Consider the following 14,822-nt stretch of genomic DNA (forward strand, 5'->3'; position numbering starts at 1 on the left):
GAGTCGGTGCGGGCGGTGGTCCGAGGACCGCCGGGGCCGGGCGCCCGTACGGCCCGTGGCCGCGGGGTCCGGTGTGCTGCGGGCGGGGCCGGTCGCCCGTACGACCCGTGGCCGCGCGGCCCGGTGTGCCGCGGGCGGGGTCGGGCGTCCGTACGGCCCGTGGCCGCGGGGTCCGGTGTGCTGCGGGCGGGGCCGGTCGCCCGTACGACCCGTGGCCGCGCGGCCCGGTGTGCCGCGGGCGGGGCTGGGCGTCCGTACGGTCCGTGGCCGCGCGGCCCGGCGTGCCGCGGGCGGGACCGGGCGACCGGGGCCCGGTGCGGGCGGCGACGTTCGCACGCGGACGGGGCCGCGAGGCCCGGCGTGCCGCGGGCGGCCCCGGTCGCGCGGGGCCCCGTGCGGGCGGCGGGGTTCAGGCGCGGACGGGGCCGCGTGGGGCGCGGGCGGTGAGCCGGGGCGTCGGTCCGGGTCGCGTACCGGAGTCGTGGCCGTCGAGGAGGGCGAGGCCGAGCGGCGTCACGGTGTGCAGCACCGTGTTGCGGAAGCGGCGGGTGGTGATCAGACCGGCCTCGCGCAGCACCGACGCGTGCTGGCTGGCCCCGGCCACCGAGATCCCCAGCCGGTCCGCGAGCTGACTGGTGGTGCAGCCCACCCGCAGCACCCGCAGCGCCGCCGCGCGGGTCCGGCCGACCAGGGCGTTCAGCGAGGCGGACCGCTCGCGCGAGGGCACCCCCCAGATCCGCTCGGCGGTCCGGGGGTCGAGCTGCACCCCGAAGACGAGCAGCGGCCGTGCGTCGCCCGCGTCGCCGGCCGGGCGGGGCCGGACCACCATCCCGGGGCGGTGGCTGAGGAACACCGACGGGCAGAGCACCAGCCCGCGCCCGTGCAGCCGGATGTCCTCGTCCGGCCCGCCGGGCACGCTCAGCACCGAGTTCCGCCAGGTGATCCTCGGGTGCAGCGTGGCCAGCAGTTGCTGGACGCCGCCCGCCATCGCGACGCGTCCGCGGGCGTCGCACTCCGCCTCCAGGTGGGCGAGCAGCCGGTCCCAGTGGGGCGCGATGGCCCGGCGCCACACCTCCGGCAGGAGACCGTCGCCGGACAGACCCGTCCCGGCCGGGATCTCCGGGTCCCCGGGCGGCGGACCGGCCGGGGCGGCGGCGGCCACCCGCCGCGGCAGGCGCGCGGCGGCCTGCCGCCGCCACACGGCGGCCGAGGCGCCGGTGCCCGCCGCGAGCTGGTGCTGGGCGAGCGCGGTCTCGACCGCCGCCCCGGCGGTGGCTCTGAGGCCGACCCGGAGCAGGTCCCCGCTGCCGAAGTGGATCCTCTGCATGAACCTGCCTCTCGAAGACGCGGACCGACCGGGTGCGTCAGCCGACCGGGCGACCCGCGGATTCCCACGGCCGGTCGGGGCAGGAGTCGTCGACAGGCCGGGCCGTGGTGATCAGGGCGGGAGGAGGAGTCCGCGGGGGACGGCAACCCGTAAGGAGCACTCTCTCCTTGTCACCTGACACCACGCTGACCGGTCACTGATGCTCACCAGGTCCGCTCGTCGCCGATCACCGCCGGGGTGGCGCGGCCGACCCGGGTGGGCGGGGCCGGGGCCGGTCCGCCCACGGCCCGCAGCAGGGGACCGCTGAGCACGGTGGTGACCAGCGCCATCACCACCAGGGCGAGATAGAGCCGGGGCGTCAGCACGCCCGAGGCCAGCCCGGCCTGGAGGACGACGAGTTCGGTCAGGCCGCGGGTGTTCATCAGGGTGGCCAGGCGCAGCGCGACCGGGCGGGGCAGGGCGCCGGCCCGCGCCCCGGCGTAGGAGCCGATCAGCTTGGCCGCGATGGCGGCGACGGTGACCACGACGATGGCGGTCCACGGGACCCCGGCGCCCGCGCCGGTCAGGAAGGTCGCCCCGGTGACCACGAAGTAGACCGGCAGGGTACGGCGTCCGGCGACACCGACGGTCCGGCCCACCCGCTCGAACGGCCCGTCGGCGGGCAGTGCGAGGCCGACCAGCGCGGCCCCGAGCACGTCGGTGCAGCCCAGCTCCTGGGTGGTCGTGGCGGCGGCGACGGAGAGCGCGGCGGCGGTGACGACGGCGAGCACCGGGTACCGTACGGCGGCCCGGCGGACCGCCGGTGCGGTGGCGGCCCGGCGCGCCACCAGGGCGACCACGGCGCCGCCCCCGAGCACGGCGGCGGTGCGCAGCGGGCCGCCGCCGCCCTTGGCGAGGGCCACGGCGACGGCCAGCAGCGGCCAGGTGATCGCGTCGATGGTGACGGCGGCGGTCAGCGAGAGCCGGCCGGTGAGGGTGCGCTCCAGGCCGTGGTCCTGGAGGATCCCGGCGAGCACGGGGACGGCGGTGACGGACAGGGCGACGGCGAGCATCAACGTCAGCGCGGGGGCGGGCGAGTCGCCGCGCAGCGCCGAGTCGCCGGAGCTCATCACCCAGGCGGCGACCCCGACCCCGGCCGCCATCGGCAGCAGTACGGAGCCGAGGGCGAGGCCGACGACCGCGCGGCCCACCGGGCGGGCCCCCTCGGTCCGCATGCCGTGGACGGCACCGGTGACGAACAGGGCCAGGCCGGCGTGGCCGACGGTACGGACGACGGTGTCGGCGGAGTCCAGCAGGTGCAGGCCGGAGGCGGCGAGCACGGCGCCGAGCAGCAGGCACAGCACGATCTCGCCGACCATGGCGGGCTGCCGGGCGAGGCCGGCGATCCGCCGGCCCAGGACGGCCGCCGCGAGCGCCGCCACCACGACGACCGCTGCGTCGAGAAGAGTCATGTCCTCCCTTTCCGGGGATGCGGGGATACCGGGGGTGCGGGACATACGGGGGTTGCGCAAGCCACGGGGAGGCCCGAACCGTGGCGGGCGGGGGACGGGCAGGGGTGGGCGACGGCGGACGACGGCGGGCAGCAGCGGACGGCGGCGGGCGCCGCCCCGGGCCGGATCAGCCGACCGTCCAGGGCCGGAACTCGCGCAGCCCGTACAGCAGCGGAGCGCGCCGCTGGTGACGGGTGATCTGCCGGGTCCGGGCGAAGACGGCGACGTGGTCGCCCACCCGCTGGGTGAGCGTCACCGCGCAGTCCGCGACCGAGTGCGCGTCCCGCACCAGGTGGGGGCCGCCGGTGGTCGGGGAGGAGTGCCAGGGCGTGGTGTCGAACCGCCCCGGGTCGCCCGAGGCGAACAGCACGGCGACCGACTCGGCACCGGAGTGCAGCAGGTTGAGCGCGAAGGTCCCGCTGCCGAGCACCCCCTCCAGGGTCGGGCTCCCGTACCGCAGGCAGACGACGATCGTCGGGGGTGCCAGCGAGACGCTGCACACCGAGGAACAGGTCATGCCGCGCGGCCGGCCGTCCGGCCCGACCGCGGTCACCACCGAGACACCGGAAGGGAATCCGCTCATCATGTCGCGGAAATCGTCGGGGCCGGCCTCTTCGGCCGACAGCATCGTGTGATCGGTCATGTCTTCGGGCTCCGCCTCCGGAGTCGGACGGCAAACGCAAGGACGGGTACAGGGCCGGACCGGGCGATACGCGTCTTCCGTATCCGCCTGCGAAAGGAATGTCCCGGCGTGTCCGCCGTATCGACACACGCCCGGCGTTCCAGGTCGCGTCGTTCGAAAAGGGAGCCTAGGCGGGCCGATCGGGGACCGGCCAGGAGTTTCAGTCCTGCGTGAAAGACCTCGGTGCGCCTCGCCCGGCGGGCGGCCGGCGCGGGGTGCGCGGCGCCCGCGCCGGACCCGTACGCGCCGCCTCCGCGCCTCGATCCCGCAGCCCGCGGCCCTCCATACCGTTCGATCCCCGGGGCGCGGCGCACATGGTATGTCCGTGATCCGGCCGTCAGGAGGCAGACTTTGACTCGATCATTTGGTCGATTTCTGATGGGGGATCATGCAGATCAGAATACTCGGGCCGCTGGAGATATCGACAGCCGAGAAAGAGAAACCGGTGGCCTCCAGACGGGCCGGAATGGTCCTCGCGCTGCTGGCGCTCTCCCCGGGACGGGTCATTCCGTTCGAGCAGCTCGTCGACGAATTATGGGCGGACAGCAGCATGGCGAACGCGCGGAACGCGCTGCACGCCCATATCGTGCGCATCCGCCGCGCGATGTCGTCGACCAGTCCGGGCGGCGGAAAGAAACTCTGCACCACACGCAACGGCTATGTGCTGGACGTGCCCCCCGACGCGGTGGACGCGGTCCGCTTCACCTCGCTGGCCGACGCCGGCCGGGAACGCTCCGCGGACGACCCGGTGGCCGCCTGCCGGCTGCTGGTGGAGGCACTGAGCCTGTGGCGCGGCCCGGCGCTGATGGAGGCACGGGACGGGGTGCGCTGCCGGATCAGCGCCGCCGACCTGGAGGAGCGCAGGCTCACCGTCTATGAGGACCTGACGGAGCTGCGGCTGGCGGCGGGCCTCGGCCGGGTGGCCATCCCCGAGCTGCGGCAGTTGGCGGAGAGCCACATGGAACGCGAGCGGCTCACCGAGCTGTTCATGCTGGCGCTGTACCGCGAGGGCCGGCAGTCGGAGGCGCTGGCCGCCTTCCAGGCCGCCCGCCGGCGGCTGGCCGACGGCCTGGGCGTGGAGCCCGGCCGCTCGATGCGCAAGCTGCACCAGGCCATCCTCCAGCAGGCCGAGGTCCTCGGCGAGCCCCGGGGCGTCACCCGGGCCGACGCGTACTCATGACGGGCAGGTGGTTCCGGACGCACCCGGCCGCCGGACCGCCCCGCAAGCGGGTGCTGGTGCTGCCGCACGCGGGGGGCACCGCGAGCTTCTACCACCCCTGGGGCCAGGAGTCCGGCGCCGGCACCCAGGTCCTGGTGGCCCAGTACCCCGGCCGCCAGGAGCGGTGGGCCGAGCCGCGGATCGAACGCATGGAGGAGCTGGCGGACGAGATCACCGCCGCGCTGCTGCCCTTCCTGGACGTGCCGGTCACGCTCTTCGGGCACAGCATGGGCGCCTCGCTGGCCTACGAGATCGCGGTGCGCCTGGAGGACCGGCACCGGGTGGCCGCGCACTCCCTGCACGTCTCCAGCCGCAAGGCCCCGCACCGGCTGACCCCCCGGGCCTGGCACCTGGCGGCGGACGACGTGCTGGTCGCCGAGGTGCGCGCGCTGGGCGGCACGGACGGCGCCCTGCTCGACGACCCGGCACTGCTCGAACTGGTGCTGCCCGCGCTGCGCTCGGACTTCACCGCGGTGGGCACCTACGGGCCCCGTGAGCCGACCCCGGTGAGCTGCCCCGTGCACGCCTACGTGGGCGACAGCGACCCGGTGGTCACCGCGGCCGACATGGCGGCCTGGGCCGACGTGGCGCCGGGCGGCTTCACCCGGCGGCAGTTCCCGGGGGGTCACTTCTACCTCGTCGAGCACCGCGCCGAGCTGCTCGGCGCGGTGGACGGACCGCGGTGAACGGGCTCCCCGGTCACCGCCGTCCGCCGGGCGCGTAGCGGTCCACCTCGTGGAAGAAGCCCTCGACGACCTGGGCCTCGCCGCGCCGCCGCACCTCGTCGTAGACGTACTTGCCGACCGCGAGGTCGAGCACGCCGAGGCCGAACGGCGAGAACACCACCGGCCGGTCGGCGGGCAGCGCCGTCCGGCCGGTCAGTACGTCGTACAGGGTGCCGTCGATGAAGTCCCGGCCGCCGGTGAGCTGTTCGGTCAGGTGCGGGGAGGTGTCGGCCTTCAGGCAGTGCTCGATGTCGTCCACCACGTTGGCCGAGGCGAGCAGCACCTCGGGGGCCAGGTCGCGCAGGGAGACGTTGAGGACGAGCGGGGCGTGCCCGAACCACTCCGGTGCGTGGATGTGCGGAGCGGCCGCGACGGTGGCGAGGACGACCAGGTCCGAGGAGCGCACCAGCTTCTCGGCGCTGTCGTGCACGGTGACGTGCCCGGTCTCGCCGGCCGCCGCCAGATAGGAGCGGAAGCCCGCCGCGTACTCGCTGGACAGGTCGTGCACGCCCACCTCGTCGAAGGTCCAGCCGGTGCGGGCGAGGAAGGTGTGGATGTGCCGGGCGATGAAGCCGGTGCCGATGAAGCCGACCCGTGCGGGGCGGGCCCGTCCGCCGGCCCGGGACAGCCGGTCCGCGGCGAGCGCCGCGGAGGCCGCGGTGCGGGCCGCGCTGATGATCGAGCTCTCCAGACAGGCGATCGGGTACCCGGTGGCGTGGTCGTTGAGCACCAGGACCGCGGAGGCCCGCGGGATGCCCGCGGCCACGTTCTGCGGGAAGCTGGAGATCCACTTCAGCCCGTCGATCCGGTTGTCACCGCCGAGGGAGGCGGGCAGCGCGATGATGCGGGAGGAGGGGCGGTCGGGGAAGCGCAGGAAGTACGAGGGCGGGTTGACCGTGTCGCCCTCGCCGTGCACCCGGTAGGCGGCCTCGACCAGGTCCACGACGGTCCGCTCGCGGCCGGCCAGGACCTCGTGCACCTGCGATCCGGGTATGACGGAGAACGGCGGGACGGCGGCTTCCGTGGGCATCCACGACTCCCTTGCGGCGAACGGACGGGGTCGGCGTCATGCTTCCCGGCGTCACTGACAGGGCGCTGACGGGGCGTCGGGCGCCGGGCCGGCGCGGCCGGTCCGCTCCCGGTACATCTCGGCCAGCAGGAAGGCCAGGTCCAGGGACTGGGTGTGGTTCAGCCGGGGGTCGCACGCCGTCTCGTAGCGGTGGTGCAGGTGCTCGGGGCGGACCTCGTGGCCGCCGCCGACGCACTCGGTGACGTCGTCCCCGGTCAGTTCCACGTGGATGCCGCCGGGGTGGCTGCCCAGCGCCCGGTGCACCTCGAAGAAGCCGCGCACCTCGTCCATGACCGCGTCGAACCTGCGGGTCTTGTGGCCGCTCGCCGCGGTGATGGTGTTGCCGTGCATCGGGTCGCAGACCCAGCCCACCTGGGCGCCCTCCGCCTGGAGCTTCGCCACCAGCGTGGGCAGCACGTCACGGACCCGCTCGGCCCCGGCCCGGACCACCAGGGTGAGCCGGCCGGGCTCGCGGGCCGGGTCCAGCCTGTCCAGCAGGCCCATCACCTCGTCCGCGCCGGTGGCCGGGCCCAGTTTGACCGCGATGGGGTTGGCCACCCGCGAGAAGAACTCGATGTGCGCCCCGTCGAGGTCCCGGGTCCGCTCGCCGATCCACAGCATGTGCCCGCTGGTGGCGTACGCCCGGTCCGTCCCCGGCTCGACCCGGGTCAGCGCGGCCTCGTACTCCAGCAGCAGGCCCTCGTGGCTGACGAAGAACTCCGCGGTGTCCAGCCCCCGGGTGCCGGCGCCGCAGGCGTGCATGAAGGCCAGGCTGCGCTCGATCTCCTCGGCCAGGCGCTCGTAGCGCTCCCCGGACGGGGAACCGGCCACGAACCCCTGGTTCCAGGTGTGCACCCGGCGCAGATCGGCGAAGCCGCCGGTGGTCAGCGCCCGGATCAGATTGAGCGTCATGGCGGAGTGCTCGTACATCAGCCGCAGCCGCTCCGGGTCCGGCCGCCGGGCCTCGGCGGTGAACTCCGGCCCGTTGACGGCGTCGCCCCGGTAGACCGGCAGCACCGTCCCGCCGCGCTCCTCCGCGGCGCGGGAGCGGGGCTTGGCGTACTGCCCGGCCATCCGTCCGACCTTGACGATCGGCAGCGCGGCGGCGTGGGTGAGGACGACGGCCATCTGCAGCAGCGTCTTCAGCTTGCCGCGGATGGACTCGGTCGTGGTCCGCGCGAACGTCTCCGCGCAGTCGCCGCCCTGGAGCAGCACCGCCTCACCGCGGGCGACCGACGCCATCCGGCGGCGCAGCGTCTCGCACTCGGCGGCGAAGACCAGCGGCGGGGCCAGCGACAACCGCCGCACCACGGCCCCCAGGTGGGCCCGGTCCGGCCAGTCCGGCTGCTGTGCCGCCGGGCGGTGGCGCCAGGTCCCGGCCGCCTGCCGTCCCGCCTCGGATTCCTGCGTGGCGTTTCCCATCGGCTGCCTTTCGTAGGGCCGGAGAAGAACCGTAGGAACAGCCGGGGGCGGCGGGCCACCTTATTCAGTGTCGGATGAAACTGGCAGGTGGACCCGGCGGTTCACGCTTCGGTCCGGCCGGTGGCCGGAATCCCTTCCTTGCCGCCGGTACTGCCGGGACACGATAATTATAGTGAGGTTTTTTATTTTCGACGCCGGAAGTTCGCGTCCGCGGGGCAGGCCCCGGGCGCGTCTCGCCGGAAGGGACCACGGTGATGCAGGAGCGAGCCCTCCGGACGCGGCGAGCCGTGACCACAGCGGCTGCCCGGGAGTTCGACCGGCACGGATACGCGGGCACCTCCCTGACGCGGATCGCCAGCTCCGCCGGGATCTCCGTCGGCGCCCTGACCTTCCACTACGCCAACAAACGGGAACTGGCGGACGCGGTACGGCGCAAGGCGCACGCCGACACCGTGCCGGCCGTCGGCCGGGCGGCCGCGCGGGAGGCCGACCCCGTGGAGGCGGTGGTCCGGCTGACGCTGACCCTGGCCGAACTGCTGGAGCAGGAGGTCGCGGTGCGCGCCGCCGCCCGGCTCTCCCGGGAGCAGCCGGGCCCGCTGGACTGGACCTCGGCCTGGACGCCCACGCTGCGCGAATGCCTGCCCGACCACCCCGGGGAGACGGCCGGCGCCGGGCCCGACCCCGCGGCGCTCGCCTCCCTGGCCACCTATCTGGTCACCGGCGTCGAGGCGGAGATCCGCCGCCGCATCATTCACCAGGAGGAATCGGCGGAGCAGGCCAGGGTCCAGCTCGCCCGAATATGGACCGTCGTTCTCCAGGGGCTTTCGCCGTCCGCCTGATTGCCGGCACCGGGACCCTACTGCGGAAAAAGAACTCTCATTATTCTTTGGCACCACGGGGGCCCCAGAGGTCCCGCAGCACGCGTGTGCCCGCGACCGGTGCGCACGCGTCGACCAGGGGGGTAGGTCGCCAGTGAGCCCGGAGAACGACGCGTGCCGCGAGAGAGCCGGCTCGTCACCTTCCGCACCCGGCATCGGTGCGCTGGTGCGCAAGTCCGTACCGGAAGCGGTGCTGGTCACGGAGTGGGACGAGATCGACGGCAAGGACCAGCGGGTGACCGTCCGCTGGCCGTCCGAGCACTCCTTCCACGTCCAGGAAGGTCACTACAGCCCGCTGCTGTTCGTCGAGAGCCTGCGCCAGGCGCTGGCCCTGCTCAGCCACGACGTGCACCGCATACCCCTCGGCCACCGGCTCGGCTGGGAACAGCTCCGCGCCACCGTCAACCGGGAGGCCCTGCGGGCCGACGGGAGCCCCGCGCGGGTGGTGCTGCGGATCACCCACCCCTCGGTCGGGCGCCGGCGGCTCGGTTCGGTCCGGCTCACCTCGCGCATCGAGGCACAGCGCGCCGGGGTGCCGCTGGGGACCGCCGAACTCGACTACACCGCCCATCCCCCCGCCCTCTACGACCGGCTGCGCGGCAGCCACCGCGACGCCGCCGAGGCGGTGGCCCGCGCGCTGCCGCCCGGCCCGCCGGTACCGGCCGCCCGGGTGGGCCGGGACCAGGCGCGCGACGTGCTGCTGTCGCCGGCCGGCCCGCCGGACACCTGGCGGCTGCGGGTGGACACCGGCCACCGGGTCTTCTTCGACCACCCGCACGACCACGTGCCGGGGATGGTCCTGCTGGAGGCCGCCGCCCAGGCGGCCCGGTCGCTGGTGGGGCAGCCGGTGACACCCGTCGCCTTCGACACCCGCTTCCTGCGGTACGTGGAACTGGACCGGCCGTGCCTGCTGACCGCCGAGCCGGGGCCGTCCGGCGACCCGCGCGGCCATCAGGTGCACGTCACCGCCGCCCAGGACGGCAGGCCCGTCTTCTCCTCGGTCCTCATCGCCGCCCGGCACTGACACCGGCCCGGACGCGCCGGCCGGGCCCACCGGCCGCCGCGTCCGGTGCCCCGCCCTACCAGGACCGCCGGGTCCGCCGGCCGAAGAGGATGCCGCGCGGCTCCGGCGGCGGGGGAGTGCCGGGCTTGAGGGGCCAGGCGAGCAGCATCCCGGCGACGAAGCCGACCACGTGCGCGACGTAGGCGACGGTGCCCGCCTGGGCGACGCCCTGGCCCGCCGAGTAGAACGCCTGGAGGACGAACCACAGGCCGAGCACGATCCAGGCGGGCAGCCGCAGCGGCAGGAAGATCAAGAACGGCACGAGCACCCAGACCCGGGCCCTGGGATAGAGGACCAGGTACGCCCCGAGGACACCGGCGATCGCCCCGGACGCGCCGATCAGCGGGGCGGCCGACCCGGCGTCGAACAGCGCGAAGCCGTACGTCGCCGCGTAGCCGCAGACGCCGTAGAACAGCAGGAACCGCAGGTGGCCCATGCGGTCCTCGATGTTGTTGCCGAAGATCCACAGGAAGAGCATGTTGCCCAGCAGGTGCAGCCAGCTCCCGTGCAGGAACATCGCGGTCAGCACGCTCAGCTCGGGCGACTTGTCGTAGCCGGGCGCGGCCACCACGCAGCCCGGCCCGTGCGGGCCGACCCCCACCTCACCAGTGGGCACCAGCCGTGGCATCCGGTGGTGGATCAGCTCCTGGGGGACGGCCGCCCAGTGGTCCAGGTACGCCTGGAGATCGCACTGCCGGGCCAGGCCGGCGGCTCCGGTGAGCGAGTCGGCCATGCCGGGCATGGACAGGAACACGGCGACGTTGGCCGCGATCAGCGCGTAGGTGACCCAGGGGGTGCGGCGCACCGGGTTCACGTCATGGACGGGGATGACCACGCAGGACTAGTGCCCCCGACGGCCGGGGCGAACCGGCGGACCGGGCCGGACGCCCCGTACGGCTCCCCGGCGTCGCGGGGCGGGTCCCGTCAGCCGCGCTGCTCCACCGCCCGGACCGCCTTGCGGGCCGCCACCAGCACCGGGTCCCACACCGGGGAGAACGGCGGGGCGTACCCCAGGTCCAGGGTGGTCATCCGCTCCACCGTCATACCCGCCGTCAGCGCCACCGCGGCGATGTCCACCCGCTTGCCCGCGCCCTCCCGGCCGACGATCTGCACACCGAGCAGCCGGCCGGTGCCGCGCTCGGCGAGCATCTTCACCGTCATCGGGGAGGCCCCCGGGTAGTAGCCCGCGCGGCTGGTCGACTCGACGGTGACCGTCACGTACTCCAGGCCCGCCCGGCGGGCGTCCTTCTCGCGCAGCCCGGTCCGGGCGATCTCCAGGTCGCAGACCTTGCTGACGGCCGTGCCGACGACGCCCGGGAAGGTCGCGTGGCCGCCGCCCACGTTGGTGCCGATGATCTGGCCGTGCTTGTTGGCGTGGGTGCCCAGCGCGATGTGCCGTTGCTGCCCGGACACCAGGTCCAGGACCTCGACGCAGTCGCCGCCCGCCCAGATGTTCTCGTGCCCGCGCACCCGCATCGTCCGGTCCGTCAGCAGCCCGCCGTGGTCGCCCAGGGGCAGCCCGGCGTCCCGCGCCAGGGCGGTCTCCGGCCGCACCCCGAGGCCGAGCACCACCACGTCCGCCGGGTACTCCGCGTCCCCGGTGACCACCGCGCTCACCCGTCCGTCGGCGCCGGTGCGCACTTCGGTGACCTCGGCGTCGCTCACCATGGTGATGCCGAGGCCCGTCATGGCCCGGCGCACCAGGCGGCCCATGTCGGGGTCGAGGGTGGCCATCGGCTCCGGGCCGCGGTCCACGACGGTCACCTGGTAGCCGCGGTTGATCAGCGCCTCGGCCATCTCCACGCCGATGTACCCGGCGCCGATCACCACCGCCCGGCGGCCACGCGCGTGTGCCAGCGTGTCCAGCAGCGCCTGCCCGTCGCCGAGCGTCTGCACCCCGTGCACCCCGGGGGCGTCGATGCCGGGCAGCTCCGGCCGGACCGGGCGGGCACCGGTGGCGATCACCAGATGGTCGTACGAGGTCCAGGACTCGGCCCCGGAGCCGAGGTCACGCGCGCGTACCCGCCCGCCCGCCACGTCGACGGCGGTGACCTCGGTGCGCATCCGCAGGTCGATGCCGCGGGCGCGGTGCTCCTCGGGGGTGCGGGCGACGAGGTCGTCCCGGTCGGGGACCTCGCCGCCCACCCAGTACGGGATGCCGCACGCGGAGTAGGAGGTGAAACGGCCCCGTTCGAACGCCACGATCTCCAGTTCGCCGGGTGTCCGCAGGCGGCGGGCCTGTGACGCCGCGGACATTCCCGCGGCGTCGCCGCCGATGACGACCAGTCTGCTCATGCGCCCACGCTACGACTCCTCGGTGCCCGCGCCGCCCTCGCTCCCCCCGGCCGGCCGGGGCGCCGGCCGGGCCGACGGCAGCGGGCCGAGCGCGGTCGCGGCGGGCGCGGGGGCCGGGCGGCGCGGCAGTTGGGGCCGGACCACCCGCCGCCACACCACCACCAGCAGCAGCAGCGCCGCGGCGAACGGCAGCACCGCGGCCACCGCCACCACCACCCAGCGCAGCACGGTCACGAACGCGTCCCAGCCGCCCGTCAGGGCGTCGGTGAAGCCGGGGTCGTCCGACCCGTCGTCCCGCCCCGCCGGCCGCTCGGACAGGGAGAGCGTGATGGTGGCCAGGTCGGTGCGGTCCTTCAGGGACGCCTGCCGGGCGAGCAGCGACTCCAGTTCCGCCTGACGGCTGCTCAGTTCGCCCTCCAGGGTGACCACGTCGCTGAGTTTCGTCGCGCGGTCCATCAGCTCGCGGATCCGGGCGACGCTGGCGCGCTGCGTCTTCACCCGGCTGTCCACGTCCACCACCTGGTCGGTGACGTCCCGCGCCTCGGCGTTGCGCTCGACGAGCCTGCCGGTGCCCTCCAGGCCGGCCAGGACCTTGTCGTAGGCGTCGACGGGGACGCGCAGGACGACCTCGGTGTACTCGGCGCCCTCCTCGTCGCGGGCGGTGCTCTCCTCGCCGACGTAGCCGCCCGCGCTCTCGGTGGCGGCACGCGCCCGCGCCAGGGCCTTGGGGACGTTCTCGACCTCGACGGTCAGCGAGGCGGTGTGGATGACGTGGTCGGGGGTGAGCTTCGGCGGCGCGGACGCCTTGCCGTCGTCCGCCGCACCGCCCTTGCCCTCCTCGTAGCCGGCCCCGGAACCGGCCCCGGAGTCGGCCTGGGAGTCGGCGCGCGCGCCGGCCGCCTTGTCGGCGCCGTCCGCCCCGGAGTCGTCCGCGGCGGAGCATCCGGTGAGCGCCAGGGCCGCGGCCAGCAGCAGCCCGGCCAGGGCGGAGACGGGTCGTGCGGATCGAGCGGAACGGCGTACCTGCATGAAAGGCCCCCGAGGGTCGCGGCGAATGACGCTCCTAGGACGCCGCGGCCTGCCGGAACGATCGCGCGGAAAGGTCCCGAAGCGGTCACGGTCCGGACTCGGCACCGCCTCGCCGGGCCCCGTCCGGCGCTGTCGGTGCCGTCTGAGAGGCTGGACGCATGGACGTGAGCGAGACCCCCGCGGGCGCGGGGCAGGTCGTGGTCGTCGGCGCCGGCATCGCCGGTCTGGCCGCCGCCCACCGGCTGCTCGGGCGGGGCGCCCGGGTGACGGTGCTGGAGGCGTCGGACCGGGTCGGCGGCAAGCTGCTGCCCGGCGAGATCGCCGGTGTGCGCGTCGACCTCGGCGCCGAGTCGATGCTGGCCCGCCGCCCCGAGGCGGTCGGCCTGGCCCGCGAGGTCGGGCTCGCCGACCGGCTCCAGCCGCCGACCACCGCGACGGCCGCCCTGTGGACCCGGGGCGCGCTGCGGCCCATGCCCAAGGGCCACGTCATGGGCGTCCCCGGCACCGCCGCCGCCCTGTCCGGCGTGCTCTCCGCGGAGGGGCTGGCCCGCATCGGCCGGGACGCCGAACTGCCCCGCACCGAGGTCGGCGACGACGTGGCGGTGGGGGAGTACGTGGCGGCGCGGCTCGGCCGCGAGGTCGTCGACCGTCTGGTGGAGCCCCTGCTGGGCGGCGTGTACGCGGGCGACGCGTACCGCATCTCGATGCGCTCCGCCGTCCCCCAGTTGTTCGAGGCGGCCCGCGCGCACACCTCGCTGACCGAGGCGGTCCGCGCGATCCAGGGCCGCACGGCCGCCGCCCCGGCGGCGGGCCCGGTCTTCATGGGCATCGAGGGCGGCATCGGCACCCTGCCCCCGGCCGTCGCCGACGCCGTCCGCGCGCGCGGCGGCGAGATCCTGTTGAACACGCCGGTGACCGCCCTGCGCCGCACCGGGCCCACCGGGTGGCGGGTGGTCGCCGGGGACCGGGTGCTCAGCGCCGACGCGGTCGTCGTGGCCGTCCCGGCGCCGGCCGCCGCCGCGCTGCTGCGCGCCGAGGCCCCGGCCGCCGCCGCTGAGCTGGCCGCCGTGGAGTACGCCTCGATGGCGCTGGTCACCCTCGCCTACCGCCGCGCGGACGCCGCCGCGCTCCCCGAGGGCAGCGGCTTCCTGGTGCCGCCGGTCGACGGGCACACCATCAAGGCGTCCACGTTCGCCTCCCGCAAGTGGGGCTGGATCGACCGCGAGGACCCCGGCCTGGTCGTGCTGCGCACCTCGGTCGGCCGGTACGGCGACACCGAGATCCTCGGCCGCGACGACGCCGGTCTGATCGACGTCTCCCGGCGCGACCTGGCCGAGGCCACCGGTCTGGCCGCCGCCCCGGTCGCCGCCCGCGTCACCCGCTGGACCGACGGCCTGCCCCAGTACCCGGTCGGCCACCACGCGCGGGTGGCGCGCATCCGCGAGCAGGTCGCGAAGCTCCCCGGCCTCGCCGTCTGCGGAGCCGTCTACGACGGTGTCGGCATCCCGGCGGCCGTCGCCAGCGCCCACGCGGCCGTCGACCTGCTCGCCGGGGACGCCTCCGGTGTGCAGCGGCTCACGGCCCACCCGGTGCAGAGCCTGCACGGCGGAGCGGGAGAATGAG

13 protein-coding genes are annotated in these 14,822 nt (G+C 75.2%); 5 read left to right on the forward strand and 8 right to left on the reverse strand.

All coding sequences use genetic code 11. From position 1 onward, the window contains the following. Positions 1-409: 409 nt before the first annotated feature. The 3 genes from IE316_RS19320 to IE316_RS19330 form a co-directional block, all read right to left on the reverse strand. Positions 410-1,327 carry an ArsR/SmtB family transcription factor gene (locus IE316_RS19320; protein ID WP_190205655.1) on the reverse strand — a complete coding sequence of 306 codons (918 nt, stop codon included), beginning with the start codon at positions 1,325-1,327 and terminating at the stop codon, positions 410-412. Positions 1,328-1,530: 203 nt separating this feature from the next. Then, positions 1,531-2,778 (reverse strand): cation:proton antiporter, encoded by a 1,248-nt coding sequence (locus IE316_RS19325; RefSeq protein ID WP_229910465.1) that lies wholly within the window; start codon positions 2,776-2,778, stop codon positions 1,531-1,533. Between the two features lie 166 nt (positions 2,779-2,944). Next, a complete protein-coding gene (locus IE316_RS19330) occupies positions 2,945-3,460 on the reverse strand; it encodes a flavin reductase family protein (protein WP_190205657.1) in 516 nt (171 codons plus the stop codon). A 427-nt stretch (positions 3,461-3,887) separates the two neighbouring features. On the opposite strand from IE316_RS19330, the gene IE316_RS19335 reads away from it, so the two are divergent. Continuing rightward, on the forward strand, positions 3,888-4,679 hold the full coding sequence (locus IE316_RS19335) for an AfsR/SARP family transcriptional regulator (protein WP_190205658.1): 792 nt from the start codon (positions 3,888-3,890) through the stop codon (positions 4,677-4,679). Further along, entirely contained in the window at positions 4,676-5,404 is a 729-nt protein-coding gene (locus tag IE316_RS19340; protein ID WP_190205659.1) for a thioesterase II family protein, read from the forward strand. Before IE316_RS19335 ends, IE316_RS19340 begins: the two co-directional genes overlap by 4 nt. Before the next feature lie 13 nt (positions 5,405-5,417). Here the strand turns inward: IE316_RS19340 and sbnB are convergent, their stop codons facing one another. Further along, positions 5,418-6,473 carry a 2,3-diaminopropionate biosynthesis protein SbnB gene (gene sbnB, locus IE316_RS19345; RefSeq protein ID WP_190205660.1) on the reverse strand — a complete coding sequence of 352 codons (1,056 nt, stop codon included), beginning with the start codon at positions 6,471-6,473 and terminating at the stop codon, positions 5,418-5,420. A 51-nt stretch (positions 6,474-6,524) separates the two neighbouring features. Then, entirely contained in the window at positions 6,525-7,934 is a 1,410-nt protein-coding gene (locus IE316_RS19350; RefSeq protein WP_190205661.1) for a class II 3-deoxy-7-phosphoheptulonate synthase, read from the reverse strand. A 287-nt stretch (positions 7,935-8,221) separates the two neighbouring features. Between IE316_RS19350 and IE316_RS19355 the strand changes: the two genes are divergently transcribed. Next, on the forward strand, positions 8,222-8,773 hold the full coding sequence (locus IE316_RS19355; RefSeq protein WP_229910466.1) for a TetR family transcriptional regulator: 552 nt from the start codon (positions 8,222-8,224) through the stop codon (positions 8,771-8,773). 205 nt (positions 8,774-8,978) lie between these two features. Next, on the forward strand, positions 8,979-9,836 hold the full coding sequence (locus tag IE316_RS19360; protein WP_190205663.1) for a ScbA/BarX family gamma-butyrolactone biosynthesis protein: 858 nt from the start codon (positions 8,979-8,981) through the stop codon (positions 9,834-9,836). Positions 9,837-9,891: 55 nt separating this feature from the next. Here IE316_RS19360 and IE316_RS19365 read toward each other — a convergent pair whose 3' ends face one another. The 3 genes from IE316_RS19365 to IE316_RS19375 form a co-directional block, all read right to left on the reverse strand. After that, positions 9,892-10,710: a rhomboid family intramembrane serine protease gene (locus tag IE316_RS19365; protein ID WP_190205664.1), complete on the reverse strand. Its 819-nt coding sequence runs from the start codon at positions 10,708-10,710 to the stop codon at positions 9,892-9,894. Between the two features lie 89 nt (positions 10,711-10,799). Next, a complete protein-coding gene (locus IE316_RS19370; protein WP_190205665.1) occupies positions 10,800-12,170 on the reverse strand; it encodes an FAD-dependent oxidoreductase in 1,371 nt (456 codons plus the stop codon). Between the two features lie 9 nt (positions 12,171-12,179). After that, positions 12,180-13,199: a DUF4349 domain-containing protein gene (locus IE316_RS19375; protein ID WP_190205666.1), complete on the reverse strand. Its 1,020-nt coding sequence runs from the start codon at positions 13,197-13,199 to the stop codon at positions 12,180-12,182. Positions 13,200-13,357: 158 nt separating this feature from the next. Between IE316_RS19375 and hemG the strand changes: the two genes are divergently transcribed. Next, complete coding sequence (gene hemG, locus IE316_RS19380) at positions 13,358-14,821, forward strand: protoporphyrinogen oxidase (protein ID WP_190205667.1); 1,464 nt, start codon at positions 13,358-13,360, stop codon at positions 14,819-14,821. The last annotated feature ends 1 nt before the right edge of the window (position 14,822 follow it).

This window comes from Streptomyces fumanus, from assembly GCF_014655295.1.
Lineage (GTDB): Bacteria > Actinomycetota > Actinomycetes > Streptomycetales > Streptomycetaceae > Streptomyces > Streptomyces fumanus.